Source organism: Bifidobacterium sp. UTCIF-38 (assembly GCF_006454495.1).
Lineage (GTDB): Bacteria > Actinomycetota > Actinomycetes > Actinomycetales > Bifidobacteriaceae > Bifidobacterium > Bifidobacterium callitrichos.
Map to the genome: position 1 here is coordinate 245021 of NZ_JFAL01000002.1, position 19723 is coordinate 264743.

At 66.5% G+C, this 19723-nt stretch carries 20 protein-coding genes and 1 riboswitch; of the genes, 3 read left to right on the plus strand and 17 right to left on the minus strand.

Translation table 11 applies throughout. The features are described 5' to 3' along the window. Positions 1-108: 108 nt before the first annotated feature. Positions 109-729: a GNAT family N-acetyltransferase gene (locus BW11_RS01610; RefSeq protein ID WP_140444426.1), complete on the plus strand. Its 621-nt coding sequence runs from the start codon at positions 109-111 to the stop codon at positions 727-729. 13 nt (positions 730-742) lie between these two features. Here BW11_RS01610 and yidC read toward each other — a convergent pair whose 3' ends face one another. The 5 genes from yidC to BW11_RS01635 all read right to left on the minus strand — a co-directional run bounded on the left by yidC (position 743) and on the right by BW11_RS01635 (position 5689). Beyond that, positions 743-1747: a membrane protein insertase YidC gene (gene yidC, locus BW11_RS01615; RefSeq protein WP_258184467.1), complete on the minus strand. Its 1005-nt coding sequence runs from the start codon at positions 1745-1747 to the stop codon at positions 743-745. Positions 1748-1890: 143 nt separating this feature from the next. Further along, a complete protein-coding gene (locus BW11_RS01620; RefSeq protein WP_140444428.1) occupies positions 1891-2253 on the minus strand; it encodes a hypothetical protein in 363 nt (120 codons plus the stop codon). Between the two features lie 72 nt (positions 2254-2325). Continuing rightward, positions 2326-2997: an HAD family phosphatase gene (locus BW11_RS01625; RefSeq protein ID WP_140444429.1), complete on the minus strand. Its 672-nt coding sequence runs from the start codon at positions 2995-2997 to the stop codon at positions 2326-2328. Next, positions 2994-4775, minus strand: a complete 1782-nt coding sequence (recN, locus tag BW11_RS01630; protein WP_140444430.1) for a DNA repair protein RecN — start codon at positions 4773-4775, stop codon at positions 2994-2996. Before recN ends, BW11_RS01625 begins: the two co-directional genes overlap by 4 nt. Beyond that, positions 4775-5689: an NAD kinase gene (locus tag BW11_RS01635; protein WP_140444431.1), complete on the minus strand. Its 915-nt coding sequence runs from the start codon at positions 5687-5689 to the stop codon at positions 4775-4777. The genes recN and BW11_RS01635 overlap by 1 nt, the downstream gene beginning before the upstream one ends. Before the next feature lie 236 nt (positions 5690-5925). Between BW11_RS01635 and BW11_RS01640 the strand changes: the two genes are divergently transcribed. Then, on the plus strand, positions 5926-7389 hold the full coding sequence (locus BW11_RS01640) for a TrkH family potassium uptake protein (protein WP_043165448.1): 1464 nt from the start codon (positions 5926-5928) through the stop codon (positions 7387-7389). Between the two features lie 92 nt (positions 7390-7481). Beyond that, complete coding sequence (locus BW11_RS01645; protein ID WP_140444432.1) at positions 7482-8135, plus strand: TrkA family potassium uptake protein; 654 nt, start codon at positions 7482-7484, stop codon at positions 8133-8135. Positions 8136-8208: 73 nt separating this feature from the next. On the opposite strand, the gene BW11_RS01650 is transcribed toward BW11_RS01645, so the two are convergent. From BW11_RS01650 to thiS, 12 genes are all read right to left on the minus strand, one after another. Next, positions 8209-9687: a TrkH family potassium uptake protein gene (locus tag BW11_RS01650; RefSeq protein ID WP_140444433.1), complete on the minus strand. Its 1479-nt coding sequence runs from the start codon at positions 9685-9687 to the stop codon at positions 8209-8211. 49 nt (positions 9688-9736) lie between these two features. Next, positions 9737-10582, minus strand: a complete 846-nt coding sequence (locus tag BW11_RS01655; protein WP_375137615.1) for a TlyA family RNA methyltransferase — start codon at positions 10580-10582, stop codon at positions 9737-9739. Further along, complete coding sequence (locus BW11_RS01660) at positions 10575-10784, minus strand: hypothetical protein (protein WP_043260107.1); 210 nt, start codon at positions 10782-10784, stop codon at positions 10575-10577. The genes BW11_RS01655 and BW11_RS01660 overlap by 8 nt, the downstream gene beginning before the upstream one ends. Further along, positions 10781-11839, minus strand: a complete 1059-nt coding sequence (locus BW11_RS01665; protein ID WP_181162444.1) for an HAD-IIA family hydrolase — start codon at positions 11837-11839, stop codon at positions 10781-10783. The genes BW11_RS01660 and BW11_RS01665 overlap by 4 nt, the downstream gene beginning before the upstream one ends. Further along, entirely contained in the window at positions 11836-13740 is a 1905-nt protein-coding gene (locus tag BW11_RS01670; protein WP_140444434.1) for a tetratricopeptide repeat protein, read from the minus strand. Before BW11_RS01670 ends, BW11_RS01665 begins: the two co-directional genes overlap by 4 nt. Before the next feature lie 163 nt (positions 13741-13903). Next, the gene (gene tyrS / locus BW11_RS01675) at positions 13904-15226 is read right to left on the minus strand and encodes a tyrosine--tRNA ligase (protein WP_140444435.1); all 1323 of its coding nucleotides are present in this window, start codon (positions 15224-15226) and stop codon (positions 13904-13906) included. 97 nt (positions 15227-15323) lie between these two features. Beyond that, positions 15324-16175 (minus strand): putative ABC transporter permease, encoded by an 852-nt coding sequence (locus BW11_RS01680; protein WP_181162445.1) that lies wholly within the window; start codon positions 16173-16175, stop codon positions 15324-15326. Then, the gene (locus tag BW11_RS01685; RefSeq protein ID WP_140444436.1) at positions 16172-16672 is read right to left on the minus strand and encodes an HD domain-containing protein; all 501 of its coding nucleotides are present in this window, start codon (positions 16670-16672) and stop codon (positions 16172-16174) included. Before BW11_RS01685 ends, BW11_RS01680 begins: the two co-directional genes overlap by 4 nt. 208 nt (positions 16673-16880) lie before the next feature. Beyond that, a complete protein-coding gene (locus BW11_RS01690) occupies positions 16881-17276 on the minus strand; it encodes a rhodanese-like domain-containing protein (protein WP_140444437.1) in 396 nt (131 codons plus the stop codon). 49 nt (positions 17277-17325) lie between these two features. Then, on the minus strand, positions 17326-18135 hold the full coding sequence (gene thiF / locus BW11_RS01695; RefSeq protein WP_140444438.1) for a thiazole biosynthesis adenylyltransferase ThiF: 810 nt from the start codon (positions 18133-18135) through the stop codon (positions 17326-17328). A gap of 30 nt (positions 18136-18165) precedes the next feature. Beyond that, positions 18166-19035 carry a thiazole synthase gene (locus tag BW11_RS01700; protein WP_081887440.1) on the minus strand — a complete coding sequence of 290 codons (870 nt, stop codon included), beginning with the start codon at positions 19033-19035 and terminating at the stop codon, positions 18166-18168. Positions 19036-19094: 59 nt separating this feature from the next. Next, positions 19095-19289, minus strand: a complete 195-nt coding sequence (thiS, locus tag BW11_RS01705; RefSeq protein ID WP_043165460.1) for a sulfur carrier protein ThiS — start codon at positions 19287-19289, stop codon at positions 19095-19097. A 322-nt stretch (positions 19290-19611) separates the two neighbouring features. Then, positions 19612-19714, minus strand: a riboswitch (TPP riboswitch). Positions 19715-19723: the final 9 nt, after the last annotated feature.

Consider the following 19723-nt stretch of genomic DNA (forward strand, 5'->3'; position numbering starts at 1 on the left):
CGTTTGCTATTGAGAACGCTTCGCTGCAAGCCGCATGTGAATAGACGGTTAACGCCGTCGTGCCGGAGCCATCACCCTGCATACAATGGCCGCACGAAGGGAGCCATCATGCCAGACAACGCCGTTACCTTGCGCAAGACCGAACCGAATGACTACCCGCTGCTCGAGCAGTGGTGGAACGACCAGAACGTCGCCAACGGAGCACGTGTCGACACCGCCCCGATCCCCGGCGACGCCGTCGACAAGCTGTTCCACTCCTTCAGCGACGAGGATTCCGACCACCGCTTCGGCCGAACGATCCTCGACCCGAACGGCAACCCGGTCGGGCACCTCGCCGCGTGGGATTCCGTCGACCCGGACCGCAACCCCACGATGGCGATCCTCATCGGACCGTACTTCCAGGACCGCGGCTACGGCAGCCAGGCCATGAAGCTCGGCATCCGACTCGCCGCCGAACAGCTCGGGGCGAAGACCATCACCGTCAAGGTGTGGTCGTTCAACCTGCGCGCCCGCCACATGTACGAGTCGCTCGGCTTCAAGGAGGTCGACCGCAACCCGAACGCCGTGAACCGCGACGGACGCTCCTTCGACGAGGTGATCTACAAGGCGCCGGTCAGCCGCCTGCTGGACCGCATCGCCGCCGAGGTCGTCGAACGCGAGGAGGGCGAGGAGCTGGAGCGCCGCCGCTACGAGGCCGAACGCCCCTCCGACCTGCTGCCGGTGCGGTAGGCGCGACCGGCTCCTACGCGCGACGGTGACTCGCCTTGATGACCGATCGCCGTCGCGCGCGGGGGTTCCGGGTGCGGGCGTTCTGCTCCCGCCCGCGACGCTCGTTGGCGACGACGCGCGCCGCCTCGGCCAGCTCCCGTTCGATCGAGGGCAATCCCGCGGCGGCACGACGGGCGTTCTCACGCGCATGGTCGCGCGCCTCCTTGCGCTCGCCGGCGACGGAGCCGGGAGTCGGGAACCAGCGCAACTGCACGAGCGTCTGCGCGAGGTTCCATAGGTTGTTCGTCATCCAGTAGAGCAGCACGCCGAACGGGAGCGTGAACCCGGAGACGACGTAGATCGCGGGGAACAGGAACGCGGCCATCCGCTGCGTGCGGAACTGCGGCGATTCCATCGTCTCGCGCGGCGTGTTGCGGTGGATGAGTATCCATTGCATTGCGAACATCGTCAGGCACATGATCGCGACGACCGTGACGATGACGGCACGCGAGCCATCGCCCGACGCCGTGCCGAACGATTCGGACAGGCGTACTCCGGCGATCGACGACGATTCGACGTCGCCCGCGATCGCCCGGTCGAGTCCGCCGAGCGGCTCGGACGCGCCGGACGCGATGGCCGGCAGCGATTGCAGCACGTAGTACAGGGAGCACAGGATCGGCGCCTGGATGAGCGCCGGCATGCACGAGCCGAGCGGGTTGGCGCCGGACTCCTGCTGCAACGCCATGATCTCGCGCTGCATCGCCTCCTTGGAACGCGGGTCGCTGCGCGAGGCGTACTTGCGTTGGATGCGTTGGATCCTGGGCTGGATGGCCTGCATGGCGCGCATGCCGTGCATCTGTCGGACGAACAGCGGGATCAGGCATACGCGGATGACGACGACGAGGCACATGACCGCGAGGCCCCATGTGGTGCCGGGGCCGTCGGGCATGCCGAGGGCGGTGAACAAGGCGTGGATGAGGGTGAGCAGCTGGGCGATGACCCATTCGATGGGTCGCAGCGCCTGAAACAGGAAATTCATGGGATTCATGGGAAAACGCTTCTCCGATGCAAAGGACAAAAGGATCTGAACCGTTGGCGGACCGACGAAATGGGTCCGCGGGAATACGGCCTGTGCCGCGGCGCAAGCCATGCCGGGCAAGGCGAAAAATCACAGAGAAATGTTCAGATCCGAGGATCGGGAAGCGTGTAGCGCGCCCAGCTGGGCACCCACTGCGGGCGCGACCATGAGCGCACGGCGTTCATCACGCGGGTGTCGAAGCGGAAATCACGCGGCAACGGCCGACGTGCGGCGATGGCTCCTGACGAAACGGACACGCATACGACGCGGCGAACCGCAACCGCGAGGACGGTGACGACGCACGGGACCACCAGCGCGGCGATCAGGGTCAGACCGGAGGCATGCGGCGCAATCGTACGGAAGGCGATCCCGAAGGCGACGGCGGGCAGCAGGAACACCGCGAAGACGGCGAACAGCATCAGGTACGCGGCATAGCCCAGCCGCGTGCTCACCCTGATGCCGTCCATGCCCGTCGTGCCCTTCGTCCGATTGCCTGATTGACCGACCACCCGATTCGATCGACGCCGCCCAGTATACGCCTACAGGTCGCGCGGGGCGTTGCGGAAGTCGAAGAGGACGCCGTCGGCGAGCTCGCAGATCTCGGGCCAGTCGGCGTCGGAGGAGTCGTCGTGCATGGCCCAGACCGTCATACCGACGGATTTCGCGGAGCGGATGGCGACGAGCAGGTCCTCGAAGACCGTGCAGTCGGCGGGTTCGACGCCGAGACGGCGTGCGGCGAGCAGGTAGACGTCCGGACGGTCCTTGCCGACGTCGTTGGCGTCGTCGACGGAGACGATCTCGTCGAAGAGGTCAAGCATGCCGACGTGGCCCAGCGCCGGTTCGCGCAGGCGCGGCGGCAGGGAGGTCGCGACGCCGAGGCGCACGCCGCGGGCCTTGAGCTCCCTCAGGTAGTCGAGTGCGCCGGGTTTGGCCTCGACCTGCGTGGCGTAGGCGACGCGCGCCATCTCATCCCACTCGTCCATGAGCTGCTCGGGCGTGTCATTGAGGCCGAAGCGCGCGATCGTGTATTCGGCGATCTGCCTGAACTGCATCGGCGCGACCTTGGCCATGTAGTCGTCGGGCACGGGGATACCGCGGCGGGCGAGGAAGTCGATGTCGACCTGATCCCATACGCCCATCGAGTCGAGGAGCGTCCCGTCCAGATCGAAGATCGCGGCCTTGCGTGATCCCTTGTTATCAGCAGTGGTCATAGGTCGCTCTCCTTGAGCAGTTCGCGGGCATGGTCGAGGGAGGCCTCCGATTCGGAGCCGGAAAGCATGCGGGCGATCTCGCGCACGCGGGCGTCGTCGCGCACCTCGGCGACGGTGGTGACGACGCCGACCGCGTCATCGTCGGCGTCCGGCGGCTCCTTGGTGACGACGAACTGCGCGTCCGCCCAGGAGGCGACCTGCGCCAGATGCGTGACGACGATGACCTGCGAGCTTACGGCGAGACGGGCGAGGCGACGCCCCAGTTCGACGGCCGTCTTGCCGCCGACGCCGGCGTCGACCTCGTCGAAGATGAACGTCATGTCGGCGTTCGCCACGCCATCATGTCCGGCGCGCATGTCCGCGGCGGACAGCTCCATCGCGAGCATCAGACGGCTCAGCTCACCGCCGGACGCGCTCTTGCCCATCGGCCTTTCGGGCGCGCCCTCGTACGCGGTGAACAGGAATGCGATGTCGTCGCCGCCGTTCGCGTCGAGCGGATCATCCCCTTCACGCGGAGTGACGGCGATGCGCAGCGACGCGCCGTCCATCGCAAGCGAGGACAGCTCCCCGGTGACGCGCGAGGCGAGTTCCTCGGCCGCCCTTCGTCTGGCATCCCCCAGCTCGCCGGCGGCCGCGAGCGCGGCATGGTAGAGCCGCGTGCGCTCGCCCTCCAGTTCGGCGAGCTTCTCCGGGGAAGCGTCGAGGTCCTCGATGTCGAAGGCGGCCTTGTCGCGCCATGCGATGACGTCCTCGATGGTCGGCCCCCAACGGCGGGTGAGTTCGTCGAGGTCGTGGATACGGGAGTTCAGCGTGTCGAGGTCGACGTCGCCGAGATCCTCGTCCAAATGGCCGGACAGGGAGAACACGACGTCCGCGAGATCGGCGTTGAGCGATTCGAGCCGGTCGGCGAGTTCGGTGAAATCGCCCGAGGCGTGGATGGCGCGCAGCGCCTGCGCGGCCTGCAGCAGCTGTTCGGAGGCGCCGACCGTCTCGGGGTCGCCGTCATAGCCGACCTGCCCCGGGTCGAGGGCTGCGAGTGCACGGGAGACCCCTTCGGCGATGTCCGCGGCGTTCTCGATCCGGTCGCGCTTGGCCTTGAGCTCCTCGATCTCGCCGGGATGCGGGTCGGTCTCGTTGATGCGTGCGATGGATTCGCGCAGGTAGTCGGCCTGCTGCCGGGCGGAGGACTCCTGCGAGCGCAGCCGCTCGAGCCGCCCGTCCATGTCCGTCAGCGCGCCGAATGCCGTGCGGTAGGCCGCGAGCTCCGCCTCGTCCGCGGCGACGTGGTCGAGGAACTCCCGCTGACGTGCCTGCGAGGCGATCCTCAACTGTTCGGCCTGGCCGTGGATGGTGACGAGTCGGCCGGCGACCTTCGCCAGCACGGAGCGTGGCACGGTCTTGCCGCCGAGTACGGCGCGCGAGCGGCCGTGAACGGGCACGGTGCGCGCGAGGAAGAGTTCGTCGTCCTCCGGTTCGATGCCAGCCTGACGGGCGATCGCGGCGGCGTCGAGCGAGTCGTCGTCCTCACCCTCCCCCGTGCCGTTCGCGGACGTGTCCCCGGACGGCGACAACGCGAAGATGCCCTGCGCCCATGCCTTGTCGGCGCCGGGCGAGACGCGCTTGGCATCGGCCGGACCGCCGGAGATCAGCGAGAGGGCCGACAGCAGCATCGACTTGCCGGCACCGGTCTCGCCGGTGATCGCGGTCATGCCCGCGGCCGGCGCGATGATCGCGGAACGGATGGGGCCGAGCGAGCGGATGGAGAGCTCCTCAAGCATCAGCTGGCATCCTCCGATCGGGTTTTCTGCCCGTGGGCGGCCTGTTCTCGCCATCCGACGACCGGCAGGTCGAACTTGGTGACGAGCCGGTCGGTGAACGGCGCGCCGGAGAGCCTCGCAAGCCGCAGCGTCCCGCGCGAGGCGCGCACGTCGACGCGCGTGCCCTTCGGCAGGGCGCGCTGGCGGCGGCCGTCGCAGCAGATCCAGCCGTCGGACATCGAATCGTCGAGGATGGTCATCGTGAACGTGGAGTCGGCGCCGATGATCAGCGGGCGGGCGAACAGGGCGTGCGCGGCGAGCGGCACGAGCTGGAGGGCCTTCACGTTCGGCCACATGATCGGCCCTCCCGCGGAGAACGCGTACGCGGTGGATCCGGTGGGCGTCGAGACGATGACGCCGTCGGCGCCGAACGAGCTCATCTCCACGCCGTCGACGCTGATGGACAGTTCGACCATCTTGCCGCGGTCGGCGCGTTCGAGCGTGATATCGTTCAGCGCCCAGTTCTCGATCGGCCTGTCGGCGCCGGGCAGCCACACGTCCACGTGGGCGATCATGCGCTCGTCGATCGAATAGTCACGTTCGGCGATGCGTCGGATCGCCTCGTCCATCTGGAAGCTCTCGAACTCGGCGAGGAAGCCGACGTGCCCCATGTTGACGCCGATGATGGGCGTGCGCGTGCAACGCACGAGTTCGGCGGCGCGCAGGATCGTGCCGTCGCCGCCGAGCACGACGACGATCTCGGTGTCCTCCCCCACGACAGCCGGCTGCACGTCGAACGCGGGCGGCTCGAGGTTGTCGACGATCCTGACCTCGAAGCCGGCGTCGCGCAGCTGACCGACCGCTTCGGACACCACCGTGCCGCTTTGACGCAATCTGGTGTGAGTCACCACCACCGCATGACGGACACCGGCCATCGCATCCCCTTTTCCCGTGAAGCACGTCAAGAATTCGGACAAATGTTTCAATACGCTTCAATCCTAACCGACGCGAGCGAAGAGCGGAACACGCTGGCCGGGATGTTGTTGCCTATCACCTCGCCGGCGCCAGGCAGACGCAGCCAACGCACGGTGGGGAGCATGGGGCATACAATGCGAGGCGTAAGGAATCCGTTAGCAAGGTGCATCGCGCACGCCGCGCGAGAGGGAGACGAATGACGAACCCCGTCTTTGACGAATCCTCCTCGAACCGCGAATCCTCGCGCGGCTTCGCCTGGTGGTTCTCCGGCAATTCGTTCGCGAAGGCCGCCGACGAGGACCGGCGCACGCACGCACGCGGCTTCGTCCAGCACATGGTCTCCCGCCCGGGGCAGCTGACCATACTGTACTTCCTCGTGCTGGTGGTCGTCTCGACCACCCTGCTCATGATCCCGCCGTCCACGCCGAGGGGCGAGACGACGACGTTCTCTACCGCGCTGTTCACCGCCGTCTCCGCACTGTCTACATGCGGCATCTCGATCGTCAACTCGACGACGCACTGGACGCTGTTCGGACAGGCGGTGCTGCTCGTCTCCGTCCAGCTCGGCGGCATCGGCGTGATGACGTTCGCCTCGCTGATCACGCTGGCGATCAACCGGCACATGAAGGCGGCGCAGCGGCTGCTGACCGCCACCGAACTCGGCACCACGAAGCTCAGCGAGATCCGGGGCGTGCTGAGCGTGGTCCTCACCGTCTCCCTGATGATCGAGGCGATCACGTTCGTGGCGCTGTTCCCGGGCCTGCTCAACGTCAATTCGGGCGACTGGCGCAAGTCCCTGTGGGAGTCGCTGTTCTTCGCGGTCATGTCGTACAACAACGCGGGCTTCACGCCGGACAACGCGGGCCTGCACGTCAACAGCTGGGGCGTGGGACTGCCGATCATGATGTCCGCGTTCTGCGGCACGCTCGGCTTCCCGGTGATCCTCAACCTGATCCGCTGCGGCCGCAGTCATCTGCCGCCGCGCAAGTGGAGCCTGCACACGAAGATCACCCTGATGGGCACGTTCCTGATCGTGGCGCTCTCCCTGACCTGGTTCCTCCTGGTCGAATGGGACAATCCGTTCCTGTTCAAGGACGCGGACGTCAACACGCGCATGCGGTACGCGATGGTCGCGGCCGTCATGCCCCGCTCCTCCGGATTCGACCTGACGTGGGTGCCGCAGGTGAGCGAGCCGACGAAGGTGTTCATGAGCGCGATCATGTTCATCGGCGGCGGCAGCACGTCGACGGCCGGCGGCATCCGCGTGACGACGTTCGCGATCATCCTGCTCGTATGCCGCGCCTCGTTCACCGGGCGCAGGGACGTCAACGCGTTCCGCAGACGCATCCACACGCGCGTGGCGATGACGGCGGTGAGCATCACCACCACGTGTCTGATGCTGGTGTTCGTCTGCTCGCTGGCGCTGATGCTGGTCTCCGGCGCGTCGCTGACCGACGCGCTGTTCGACTCCTGCTCGGCGTTCGGTCTGGGCGGGTATACGGTGGGTGTTGCACGCGAGGACAATCCGGCGGCGCTGGCCATTCTCGCCGCCGCGATGGTCGTCGGCCGTCTGGGGCCGATGACCATCGCCTATTCGATCAGCCGTCCGCGATCGCCCGAGGCGATACGATATCCAAGCGAAACGGTGGTGGTCGGATGACGGACGACGGAACCTGGCTGGCGAGACTGGTCGGAAGGATCCAAGGGACTTCAGGCAAGGCACAGGGCAAACCACGAGGAAAGGGGCAACCGATGGCGAAGACAGGCAAGAGCGTACTGGTCGTGGGGCTGGGACGCTTCGGCAGCGCGGTGGCGACGACGCTTGACGCGGTGGGTCAGGACGTGCTCGCCGTGGACAAGGATCCGGAGCTGGTGGCACGCTGGTCGGCCCGCCTGCCCGTGATCCAGGCGGACATGACCGACGTGCAGGCCATCGAGCAGATCGACGCCTCCCAGTTCGACACGGCGGTCGTCGCGATCGGCGACAGCGTCGAGGCGTCGGTGATCACCACCGGCAACCTGCTCGACGCCGGCGTGATCGACCTGTGGGCGAAATCCGTGTCCGTGGAGCATGCGCGCATCCTGCAGCGCATCGGCGCCCGGCACATCATCAACGCGGAGACCGACGCCGGCAAGCGCGTGGGTCATCTGGTCTCCGGCAACTACCTCGACTACATCGAGATCGAGGGCGCGCACACGGTCGTCAAGATCCACACGCCCTCGCATGTGGCCGGCAAGTCGATCGAGGACGCGAAGGTGCACGAGCGCTACGGCATCACCGTGGTCGGCATCAAATCGCCGGGCAGGGAGTTCCAGTACGGCTCCAAGGAGCTCGTCATGCACCGCAACGACGAGCTGGTGCTCATGGGCAAGGAGGATCAGATCGACAAGTTCATCCGGGGGTGACGACCGCTTTTTCACGCGGGTCCGGCTCCCCTGACAAGGGGAGCCAAGGGAATAACGTCCACTCTTGCAGGGACTAGCCGACGGAGACGGCCTCCTGCGGGTAGTGGATGACGGTGTCGTCCTCGGAACGGGTCTTGTTGATCGCGTAGGCGATGGTCATCGGGCCGATGCGGCCGAACGCCATCACCGCGGCGAGGATGTAGAGCGACGGCGTGTTGCCGGCGTCGGCGACCCCCAGCGTGTATCCGCCGAGACTGAACGCGGAGCACGTCTCGAACAGCGTGTCGGTCAGCGATCGTCCGGTCACCTGCATGAGGGCGATCGAGGCGACGAGCACCACCGTCGCGCAGGACATCGTCACGCTCACCGCGGTCTTGAGCACGCGGTCCGGGATATGGCGGTGGAACGCGTTCACCTCGCCGCGTCCGCGGAACGTCGAGACCATCGTCATCACCAGCAGGGCGAACGTGGTCACGCGGATGCCGCCGGCCGTGGATGAGCTGCCGCCGCCGATGAACATGATCAGGCACATGTACACCTTCGTGGTCTCGCTCACCTGCGGCACCCACGACAGGTCGAAGCCGGAGGTGCGCGGCGCCACGGCCACGGACAGCGCGCCGCGCAGACGGGTGGGTACGTCCGCGTTGCCGAACAGGAACGGGTTGTTCCACTCGTCGAGCAGGAACCACGCCAGCGAGACGCCGACGATGATGAACGTCGCCGACAGCGTGATCTTCGTGTTGAGCGTCCAGGACCGCGGACGGATCCGGTAGCGGAACGAACGCAGCAGATCGAGGATCACCGGAAAGCCGAGCGTGCCGCAGAAGGCGCTGATCAGAATCGGCAGTCCGACGCCCCAATGGTCGACGTGCAGACCGGCCGCATCCGGCGTGAACCCGGTGTTGTTGAACGCGGCGACCGCGTAGAAAAGCGATTCCCACGCCGTGCGCCGCCATTGCAAATCGTTGAGCTTGAGGAGCGGGGGGAACAGCACGAGGAAGGTGATGAACTCCATGAGGACCGTGGTGCCGAGCACGATGGACAGCACGCCGCGCGTCTCGCCGATCTTCGAGGTGCCGAGCTCGTGGGCCGTCACCAGCTGCTGGGAGACGCGCAGCCGCTGGTTGGTGACGATCATGATGAGGGATGCGAACGTCATCACGCCGATGCCGCCCATCTGGATGGCGATGAGGATGATGGCCTGACCGAAGATCGTCCAATGCTCGGTCATGTCGACCACCGGAATGCCGCAGGTCGACAACGCGGAGATCGCGGTGAAGAACGCCACATGGAACGAGGTCGATCCCTCCTGACGCGAGGATGCGGGCAGGAGGAGCAGCATGGTGATGGTGAACGTCAGCAGACCGAAATAGCTGATGGTGAGGGTGCCGGGCCGTGCCAGCATCCGATCGCGCAACGGCTCGCGGTGCTGTGAACGGCGATTCCCCGCCCCGCCTGCCGATCCCAGGGACAATCCCGAGGAGAACCACCATGACAGTCCTCGGGATGTGTCGCCGTTCGCCTCACTCTCATCGAAATCATGGTCGGACATGGCTCCATCGTGACTCGAGGCGTGGATGAAGGGCCCGGACCGGGGTCGGTCAGGACCGGCACACGGCGTAGAGCAGCCATTCGGCGTTGCCGTGGGTGCCCTCGATGGGGCTTGGGGCCGTCGCCACGACGTCGAGCCCGTGTTCGCGCGCGCATGCGACGATGTCGTCGAGCGCCTGTCTGCGCAGGGACTCGCTTTCGACGATGCCATGCCGGTCAAGTCCCTCGCGGCCGACCTCGAACTGCGGTTTGACGAGCAGCACGACGCGCGCGCCCGGTGCGGCTATGCGGGCGATCACCGGAATCACGTACTTAAGGGAGATGAAGGAGACGTCGGAGACGATCATCGCCGGACGGTAGGGCAGGTCGTCGGCCTCGACGTCGCGGATGTTGACGCCGCTCATCTCAATGACGCGCGCATCGCCGGCGACACGAGGGTCGAGCTGACCGTGGCCGACGTCGAGCGCGATGACATGCGCGGCGCCGCGGCGCAGCAGCACCTGAGTGAATCCACCGGTGGACGCGCCGATGTCAAGACAATCAAGGCCCGCGGGGTCGGCAAGACCCTCGGCCGCGAACCGGTCGAAGGCGCCGACGAGCTTGTACGCGCCTCGCGAGACGTAGTCGTCGCCCTTGTCGACGACGATGCGCATGCGAGACGTATCGCCGTCAGCGCCCGACGTGTCGGTGCCACCAGCAGTGGCGGCGGCGCCGACTGCGAACGACGGCTTGGTCACGACCCTGCCGTCGACGGTGACCTTGCCGGCCCTGATGAGCCGCTGCGCCTTGGAGCGCGAGTCGACCACTCCCCCGGCGACGAGCCACAGATCGAGTCGGTCGGGCATGTCGGGCATGTCGCCGGCCGGGCCGGACGTGTTGAATTCGACGTCACCCATGGTGCGCACCCCGCCCGTGGGACGCGTCCGGACCGCTGCCGATCGCGTCGAGTTCGTGCTGCAGATCGTCGAGCACGCCGCGCAGCGCGTCGATGCGTCGATCGTCATCCATGCTTCCGATGTCGGCGAGCTGCGGGAACCGTTCGATCAGCGGATCCCGCAGCGACCGTTCGTCGTCGGGGTTGGCGGGAGTCACGCTCACAGCGCGAACTCCGGCAGGTCGATCGCGCTCATGTCCGCGCCCGAGTCGGCGGCCTGCCATGCGGCGCAGACGGCGGCGCGCAGCGCGTCGACCGAGGTCGCGTCGCAGACGGCGATCGTGCCGGAGGCGGCGTCGAACGCGGCGCTCGCCTCGCCGCACGTCCAGCGGCCACCGCCCTGATCGACGGGCTCGGGCATGACCTCGCCCAGTGCGCGCAGATCCGGCGCGATGTAGGTGGGGCGCAGGTGCGCAGGAGCGAGCATGAGCTCGTGTGGGTTGGTGACGCCGGTGAGGACCGCGAGCGAATCGTAGCCGCCGCGGTTGCCCGCCTCGATGTCGGTGTCGAGACGATCGCCGATCGCGATCGAATGCTCCTTGGGCACAAGATCGAAGCCCTCGGAGGCGTTGAGCTCGCGCGCCTCGTCGTACATGAACGATTCCGGCTTGCCGGCGGAGGCGACCGGTTCGACGCCGGTGGCGGCGATCACGGCACGGATCATCGAACCGCAGCCCGGGGCGATGCCGAGCTCGCGCGGAATCGTCAGATCGCGGTTGGTCACGAAGTACGTGGCACCCGCCTCGACCGCGAACGCGGCGTTGGCCATCATCTGCCAGGTCATCTCCGGGAACCATCCCTGGATGACGGCGGTCGGATGCGCCTGCGGGTCGTCGGTGACGACGAGTCCGGCGCGGGTGACCTCCTCGCGCAGGTGCTCGGCGCCGACGACCAGCACCGTTGAGCCGGCGGGCACGGCCTTGGCGACCATGCGCGCGGCCACCACGGACGAGGTGATGACCTGCCAGGGTTCGACGTCGAGGTCGAAGCCCCTGAGCTGGTCGGCGACGACCCTCTGGAAACGCGACGAGTTGTTCGTCGTGTACTCGATGGTCATGCCGGCCCGTTCGGCCGCACGGATCGAGTCGGCGGCGTATTCGACCGGGTTCTTGCCACGGTAGACCACGCCGTCAAGGTCGAGCAGCGCAAGCTGGTAGGCCTCGGCGAGCGGCTTCGTGGTGCCTTTGAGCAATCGCGTCGTCATGCCGGTCTCGCTCATGCCTCGGTCTGCTCGCTCGGCTCGTCGGACTCCGCCTCGGCGTGCTCCTCGACCTTCTCCGTCTCGTCGGATTCGGGCTCGTCGTCCGACTCGGCGCCGTCCACGACCTCCTCGGCCGGGGCCTGCGTCTCGTCCTCGTCGGCGGATTCGCCGTCGACGCTCTCGGACGACTCGTCGCCATGGTTGGCGTCGTCCTCGGGCGCGTATTCGGCGTCCTCCTCGGTGATGCCGAGTTTCTCGAGGATCTCCGGATCCTCCAGATGCTCCAGATCGTGGTCGATGACCACGTCGTCGCTCTCCTCGTCCTCGTCGAAGTCGGCGTACTGGTCCTCGAGCTTCTCGATGACCTGATCGAGGTCGATGGCCTCGTCGTTGCGTCCGGCCTCCTCGAGGAACAGCTGCTCGGCCTGCAGCGCACGCATGCGGTAGGCGCCCGGCAGACCCTTGGAACGGCCGAGGGTGTGCACGATCTCGATGGCCTTGTCCCACAGCTTCAGGTCGGCGAGCGCACCGGCGTAGACGAGGAACATCTCGGCCTTGGACTCGCCGCGCAGCATCTTCGCGTCGTCGGAGGAGACGATCTCGATGGCCTTCTTCGGGTTGCCGAGACCACGCTCGCAGTCGGCGATGAACGGCAGGTAATCGGTGAAGCCATTCATGCGGTACGCGGTGCGGAACTCGCGCAGGGCGAGCTTGTAGTCGCCCTTGCGGTAGGCGATGAAGGCGAGCGTCTCGCGTGCGAAGTCGATGCGGGAGGCCTGCTTGGCGGCCCACTGGGCGTGCTCGAGCGCGGCTTGCGGATCGTCCTCGATGAGCGTGTAGGCGGCCAGGATGTGCAGGCCGATGTTCTCGGCGTGCTCCTTGGACAGGCCGCGCAGACGCTCGCGCTCGTCCTTGGAGAGCATGGCCCACACGAGGCCCTTCGGCATCTTCGGCTCGTTCGGACGACGATCGGTGTACGGGTTCTGCGAGGGGAAGCTCATCGTGCCGTCGGAGTTGCGGCGCGGACGGCTCATGTACTCGGTGCGCTTGTGCTCGCGGTATTCGCGCTTCTCCTCGTCGGTGAACGAACGGCGCTCGACGTTCTGCTGGTCGCGGTTGCCGCGGTCGTCGCGGCGATCGTCGCGCTGGTAGCGCGGGTTGCCGTTGTCGTGGCGCGGGCCCTTGTGGAAGTCCTTGCGGAAACCGCCCTCCTTGCGGGGGCCCTTATGGAACTCGCGACGCTCCTCGCCCTCACCGGCACCCTCACGACGGTCGTCACGACGGAAATCGCGATCACCATCCTTGCGGAAACCGCCCTTGCCGCCGTCACGGCGGAAGCCGCCGCGATCGCCGTCACGACGCGGGCCCTTGTGGAAGTCCTTGCGGAAACCGCCGTCCTTGCGGAAACCACCTTCCTGGCGGGGGCCCTTATGGAACTCGCGACGCTCGCCGCCCTCACCGGCACCCTGACGATCCTCACGACGGAAATCGCGATCGCCATCCTTATGGAAGCCGCCGGACTTGTGGAAGTCCTTGCGGAAACCGCCCTTGCCGGCGCCGTAGCCGCCACGGCCATTGCCGCGGAAACCGCCGTCCTGACGCGGCCCCTTGTGGAACTCGCGACGCTCGCCGCCCTCACCGGCACCCTGACGATCCTCACGACGGAAATCGCGATCGCCATCCTTGCGGAAGCCGCCGGACTTGTGGAAGTCCTTGCGGAAACCGCCCTCGCCGCCGTCGCGGCCGCCGGACTTGCCGTAGCCGCCGCGGGAGCCGCCGAACGACTTGCCGCCGTTGCCGCGCGGCTTGAAGCCCTTGCCGCCGCGGCCGGACGGACGGCCCGAACCGGAACCTCCGTGACCGTAGCCGCCCTTGCGTCCGCCGAACGACTTTCCGGAACGCTCGTTGCCTTCTGCCATATGTATGCCTTTCCTCGTGTGGATCCGTAATCGAAGAGTGGATCCCCAAACAATCAAATGAAAAAACGGTTATGTGGGAAGCGCCATGCAACCGCCGTGGAAGGCGATGCCGCGCCCCGCATGCAGGCGGTCCCCGATGTTCCACCGGGGACCGCGTATCGGATCAGTGCCTCTCGACGGCGCCGAGGGCCTTCTTGCCTCGGCGGATCAGCGCGAAGCGCCCCTGGAGGAAGTCGCCCTCGCCGAGCACGGCCTCCTCGTCCTCGACACGCTCGTTGTTGAGGTAGACGCCGCCGGACTTGATCGCGCGGCGCGCCTCGGACGCGGTCTTGAACAGGCCTGCGCTCTGGGCGGCGTCGATCACGCGATCGCCGGCCGCCGCGGACGGGAAGACGTGCTCGCCGTTCTCGTCGACGACCTTGAAGCCGTCGAGTACGGATTCGAGCGTGTCATCGTCGATCGTGTTCAGGTCGCCGCCGCGGCCGAACAGTGCGGAGGAGGCGTCGATCGCGGCCTGCGTCGCGGCCTCGCCGTGCACGAAGCTGGTGACCTCCCAAGCGAGCGCCTTCTGCGCCTCGCGCTTGCCCGGATTGGTCTTCGACTCCTCGACCAGTCGTTCGATCTCGGCCTTCGGCAGGAAGGTGAACGCCTTGAGCAGGCTCTCCATCTCCACGTCCGGGCGGTTGATCCAGAACTGGTAGAACTTGTACGGCGAGAGCATCGTCGGATCGATCCACACGGCGTTGCCCTCGGACTTGCCGAACTTCTTGCCCTGCGCGTCGGTGATGATCGGGCTGGTGAACACGTTGACGTCCACCCCGCGCACCTTGTGGATCAGGTCAAGGCCGGAGGTGAGGTTGCCCCACTGGTCGGAGCCGCCCAGCTCGAGCGTGCAGTGGTATTCGTCGTACAGGTGGAGGAAGTCGTTGCCCTGCAGCACCTGGTAGCTGAACTCGGTGAAGGAGATGCCGTCCTCCGAGTTGAGACGACGGGCCACGGTGTCCTTGGCGAGCATCGTGCCGAGTCGGAAGTTCTTGCCGACATCGCGCAGGAAGTCGATGACGTTCATCTGCGCGGTCCAGTCGTAGTTGGACACGAAGCGCACCGGGTTGGCGCCGTCGGTGACGAGGATGCCGCCGATCTGCTTCTTCAGCCTCTCGGCCCAGCCGGCCACCACGTCCTTCGGGTTGAGCGTGCGCTCGCCCGACTGGCGAGGATCGCCGATCAGACCGGTGGCGCCGCCGACCAGGGCGATCGGGTGGTGACCCGCCGCCTGCAGGTGACGCATGTTGATGAGCTGGACGAGGTTGCCGATGTGCAGGGACGCGGCCGTCGGATCGAACCCGCAATAATAGGTGATCGGCTCTCCGTTCAATGCCGCCGCGAGTCGATCCCGGTCCGTGGACTGGGAAATCAAACCGCGCCATTCCAGTTCATCGAGCAGGGTGTCGAATCCCGCCTCTTTGAAGTCGATGACGTGAGCCATAACCTTTGTCTCCCTATCGAATTGTGGGCATAATGCGTCTTACAGTGTCGCAGAACAGGCCGACAGCTCTATTCGTCAGGGGGCCGTAAAAGAGGAGCTACCTGCGGCCCTCGCCGCGGCGCAGCTGCCTGAACGCCTCGCGCAGCTGCTCGAGCGTCTCGTTGTTGCGCACGGTGCGCAGCTTCGGGAACGAGGCGATCATACGACGCTGCTGACGGTTGAACACGGAGTCGGCGGTCTCGCGAAGACGCACCATGAGTTCGGACGACATCTGCCGGCCTGAGCGCAGGGATTCGCCGACCATATCGCCGAATCTGCCCGGCGCGCCGTTGAACGCGTCGCCGAATGCATCGGATGCGCCGTCGACCATATCGCCGACCCTTTCGCGCATCGCGCCGCTGTATCTGGCCGCGACCGCCTTGAACCGTTCGAGGCTGTCCTCGAGGTCGATGATGCCGATCACGGTGATGATCGTGTCGGCCACGGTCAGCGCGAACAACGTGACGAACAGCCAGTGGATCACCATGATCGGGATCATGGCGGTGACACGCGCCACCTCGGGCTGGACCACGTCGACGATCACCACTCCCCCGATGCCGAAGATCAGCGCGCCGTACAGGCAGATGCGTCCGTTGAGGTTGAACGGGAAGTTCGAGTAATCCCACCAGCGTGCGTGGAACAGCAGCTCCATCGCCCACGAGGTCACGTATTCGAGCAGGCACGCGCCGACGGCCGAGATGACGAACAGGAGGATCGGATTGCGGACCTCGCCGAGCACGACGACGCCCAACACCGCGCCGGTGCCGTAGATCGGGCACAGCGGTCCGTTGAGGAAGCCACGGTTGACGGGGCGCCGCTCCTGAACGGACACGAGGATCGACTCGTACACCCAGCCGCAGAAGCTGTAGAACAGGAACCACAGGAACAGGTATTCGACCGTGAGGATCACGCAGGCACCTCGCCCTTGTTGAACCGGTCGAGCGAAAGCGTCTCGCGCGTGGCCGAGAGCTTGTCGGCGATCGTGACGAGATACCCCTCGACGTACCGCGGGGGCGTGGGGGTCATCGGGAACATGTGGTTGGCGATCGAATCGCGTTCGATCGCGTTGAGACGGAAGTCCCGCAGGGCGTTGCGCAGGGCGGCGCCACCATGGGTGAAGCCGTGCAGGCGGTGTTCGCCGTCGTCCCAATCGTGCCAGTCGTACAGGAAGTAGTCGTGCAGCAGGGCGGCGCGGATCAGCGATTTCAGGTCGACGCGACGCCACAGGTGCGCCCGGTCGGCGATCCACACCGCGAGGCACGCCACGCGGATCGAATGGGCGAACGTGGAGACGTTGCCGTGCTGGAAGCAGCGCCGTTCGATCTGCATGTGCCTGTGTTCGATGACTTCACGGCCGTGTACGGCCACCAGTTCCTGAATCTGCGTGCGTGTGAGCAGACGTGCCACGGTTCGGTCCTTTGCGGGTTTGCGATGTGCGGGGATTGCGCGGTCGCTCGACGGTCACACGGGACATGTCGAGCGATGTCAGGACCGATTGTACGGTCGTCCCGTGGCTTGGGCTTTCATCCCTCGGAACGATTTCCACCGGGCCTTCACCATTTGCGTTCATGTTGCCCGAAGTCGCCATTCACCGGCGATCGCCCCGCGAGCCGCTTTACGCCAGTCCGTGCGACTCGGCGTATTCGCGGTAGGCGCGGAACCCTCCCTCGAGGCTCGCCACGTCGTAACCGCGGTCGGCGAGGATCTCGGCGACCTCCTCGCTCCACCAGCCCTCGGTGCAGTAGACGACGACAGTACGCGTCTTCGGCACGGTCTTGAGCACCTTGGCCAGCGGGTCGAGGGGCGCGTTGATGGCGCCCTCGATCGGGTAGGCGGCCACGTCGGCCGGTTCGCGCAGGTCAAGCAGCGTGACGGCCTTCCCCTCTCCCCTCGTTTCCGAGGCGACGATCGCGGCGAATTCGGCCGGGCCGATGCGCCGGAACGCCGGCCCGTCGTCCGCCGTATCGGAGACATCGGCATCATTCGCGTGAAGCTGCAACGCAATGGACATGTGCTGTTCTTCTTCCCCTTCGTATGGATTCGTCCGGAACGTTCGGATCTCAGATCGCGCAGGCCGGCTGGATGTAGTTGTCCGGGTCGAGCGTGGTGATCGTCGGCCTGTCGCCGCACACCGGACAGTCGGGTACGTGGTCCGGAAGCGGGACGCGCCGGATGTTCATCGTCAGCGCGTCGACGGTGAGCATGCGTCCGACCAGCGGCTCGCCCACGCCGATGATGAGCTTGAGCGCCTCGGTGGCCTCGAGGCTGCCGATCACGCCGACGACCGCGCCGAGCACGCCCGCCTCGCGGCAGGTCGGCACCTCGCCGGCGGCCGGCATGTCGCCGAAGATGCATCGGTAGCAGGGGCCATGCCCTGGCACGACGGTCATCACCTGACCGGCGAATCCGACGACGCCCGCATGGATGAACGGCCTGCCCGCCAGCACGCAGGCGTCGTTGATGAGGAACTTGGCCGAGAAGTTGTCGGTCGCGTCGATCACCAGATCGTATCGGGCGATGAGATCGGCGATGTTGCCGGCGTCGACCGGCTCGTCGTAGGTCTCGACGGTCACGTCCGGGTTGATCGCGCGAACCGAGGCGGCGGCCGACTCCGCCTTCGGTTCGCCGACGTTCGCGGTGGTGTGGATGATCTGGCGCTGCAGGTTGCTCAGGTCGACCGTATCGCCGTCGACGATGCCGATTCGCCCGACGCCGGCTGCCGCCAGATAGAGCGCGACCGGCGAGCCGAGCCCGCCCGCGCCGACGATGAGGACGCTTGCGGCGAGCAGCCGCTTCTGCCCTGCGACGCCGACGCCGCGCAATATCAGATGACGGGAATACCGTTCGAGCTGTTCGTCCGAGAACGCCATGCCAGATGCCTCCTAATTAATTCGGCTCTCTCAGTGCAGGTAGCCGGTGGTCGGGCTGGACGGCACGGCGTGGCCTTCGGTCACCTTGCCGAGGCCCGACAGGTAGGCCGCACGGCCGGCGTCGATCGCGTGCTTGAACGCCTCGGCCATGAGCGGGATGTTGCCCGCGGAGGCGACGGCCGTGTACGCCATGACCGCGTCCGCGCCCATCTCCATCGCGTCGCACGCCTGGCTGGGGCGGCCGATGCCGGCGTCGATGATGACCGGCACATGGGCGTTCGCGATGATGATCTCGATGAAGTCGCGCATGCGCAGACCCATGTTGGAGCCGATCAGCGAGCCGAGCGGCATGACCGCGGCGGCGCCGGCCTCCTCGAGCTGACGCGCGGCGATCGGATCGGGGAACATGTACGGCATGACCACGAATCCCTCCTTCGCGAGCATCTCGGTGGCGCGGATCGTCTCGGCGTTGTCCGGCAGGAGGTACTTGGTCTCGTGTTCGATCTCGACCTTGACGAAGTCGGTGTGGCACACCTCGCGGGCAAGGCGGGCGATGCGCACGGCCTCCTCGGCGTTGCGCGCGCCGGACGTGTTCGGCAGGAGCGTGATGCCTTCGGGGATGTAGTCGAGGACGCTGTTCTCGGTGGTGGTCGCGCGGCGCAGCGCCATCGTGACGATCTGCGTGCCGGCGTGCTCGACGGTGGCCTTGATGAGGTTCAGGTCGTAGCGGCCGGAGCCGAGGATGAAACGGGACTGGAACTCGTGGCCGCCGAGGTTCAGCGGCTTGTCCTCGACGGGCAGGATCGGCGCGGAGGTGCCGACCGGGTTGACGACCGCCGGCTGCGGCGGCAGCGGCGTGGCTTCGACGGATGCCTCGGTGACCGGATTGATGTTGCTCATGATGTTTCCCTTCATTGCCTTCATTGGTGTATTGATGTGGTTGCGAGACGCTCTACGCCTCACCCGCCCTGAACGAACTGCACGATCTCCATGACGCACTGGTCATCGAGCATCGTCTCCTCGCGACGCTCGCGCGGGATGATCTCCCCGTTGAGTTCGATGGCCACGCGGCCCGCCCGGTATCCGTGCGCGTCGAGGTATTCGGCGACGCTGACCGGCGCCTCCAACGTGACCTGCTCCCCGTTGACCTGCATATGCTCCACCCCTTTCGGTGTTCGTAGGGCATGCCCTCCATATCTCCTGCGGCAGCCGTGTATGGCACGACGACCGCATGAGCCGGCATGACCGGTATGAAAAAGGGCGCACGAATGTAAGCCGTACCCTAAGTGGTGCGCCCATCCATGTGCCCTGACATGCGACCATGCGTGCGCCGGATTCGCAGCCGGACGAGTAACGACCGCGGATCCCGCGCTCGCATGGCTAGATTATGAGTTGTTCAGTTATGGGTCTTTCGGCGAACGATCCGCGTTCCGACTGAGTCGAGGAACCGGCTCCGTATGATCGGATGGACGGCAGGAAATCATGAACAACGATTCCTTACGGCGGCATGACCCGCGTCAAGTTCCCCGGTCGAAGCTTTGCACTTCCTCTCAGCCTTTCGGCTCCCGTTCGTTATGAGGCCCAGTCT

Coding starts and splice junctions, on each gene's coding strand:
- BW11_RS01700 (WP_081887440.1), bottom strand. CDS start 19,035: ATGAGCAACATCAATCCGGTCACCGAGGCATCCGTCGAAGCCACGCCG.
- BW11_RS01655 (WP_375137615.1), bottom strand. CDS start 10,582: ATGGGTGACGTCGAATTCAACACGTCCGGCCCGGCCGGCGACATGCCC.
- BW11_RS01620 (WP_140444428.1), bottom strand. CDS start 2,253: ATGGACGGCATCAGGGTGAGCACGCGGCTGGGCTATGCCGCGTACCTG.
- thiF (WP_140444438.1), bottom strand. CDS start 18,135: ATGGCGTTCTCGGACGAACAGCTCGAACGGTATTCCCGTCATCTGATA.
- BW11_RS01610 (WP_140444426.1), top strand. CDS start 109: ATGCCAGACAACGCCGTTACCTTGCGCAAGACCGAACCGAATGACTAC.
- BW11_RS01640 (WP_043165448.1), top strand. CDS start 5,926: ATGACGAACCCCGTCTTTGACGAATCCTCCTCGAACCGCGAATCCTCG.
- BW11_RS01670 (WP_140444434.1), bottom strand. CDS start 13,740: ATGGCAGAAGGCAACGAGCGTTCCGGAAAGTCGTTCGGCGGACGCAAG.
- BW11_RS01645 (WP_140444432.1), top strand. CDS start 7,482: ATGGCGAAGACAGGCAAGAGCGTACTGGTCGTGGGGCTGGGACGCTTC.
- yidC (WP_258184467.1), bottom strand. CDS start 1,747: ATGAATTTCCTGTTTCAGGCGCTGCGACCCATCGAATGGGTCATCGCC.
- tyrS (WP_140444435.1), bottom strand. CDS start 15,226: ATGGCTCACGTCATCGACTTCAAAGAGGCGGGATTCGACACCCTGCTC.
- BW11_RS01635 (WP_140444431.1), bottom strand. CDS start 5,689: ATGGCCGGTGTCCGTCATGCGGTGGTGGTGACTCACACCAGATTGCGT.
- BW11_RS01665 (WP_181162444.1), bottom strand. CDS start 11,839: ATGAGCGAGACCGGCATGACGACGCGATTGCTCAAAGGCACCACGAAG.
- BW11_RS01625 (WP_140444429.1), bottom strand. CDS start 2,997: ATGACCACTGCTGATAACAAGGGATCACGCAAGGCCGCGATCTTCGAT.
- recN (WP_140444430.1), bottom strand. CDS start 4,775: ATGCTTGAGGAGCTCTCCATCCGCTCGCTCGGCCCCATCCGTTCCGCG.
- BW11_RS01690 (WP_140444437.1), bottom strand. CDS start 17,276: ATGTCCATTGCGTTGCAGCTTCACGCGAATGATGCCGATGTCTCCGAT.
- BW11_RS01650 (WP_140444433.1), bottom strand. CDS start 9,687: ATGTCCGACCATGATTTCGATGAGAGTGAGGCGAACGGCGACACATCC.
- thiS (WP_043165460.1), bottom strand. CDS start 19,289: ATGCAGGTCAACGGGGAGCAGGTCACGTTGGAGGCGCCGGTCAGCGTC.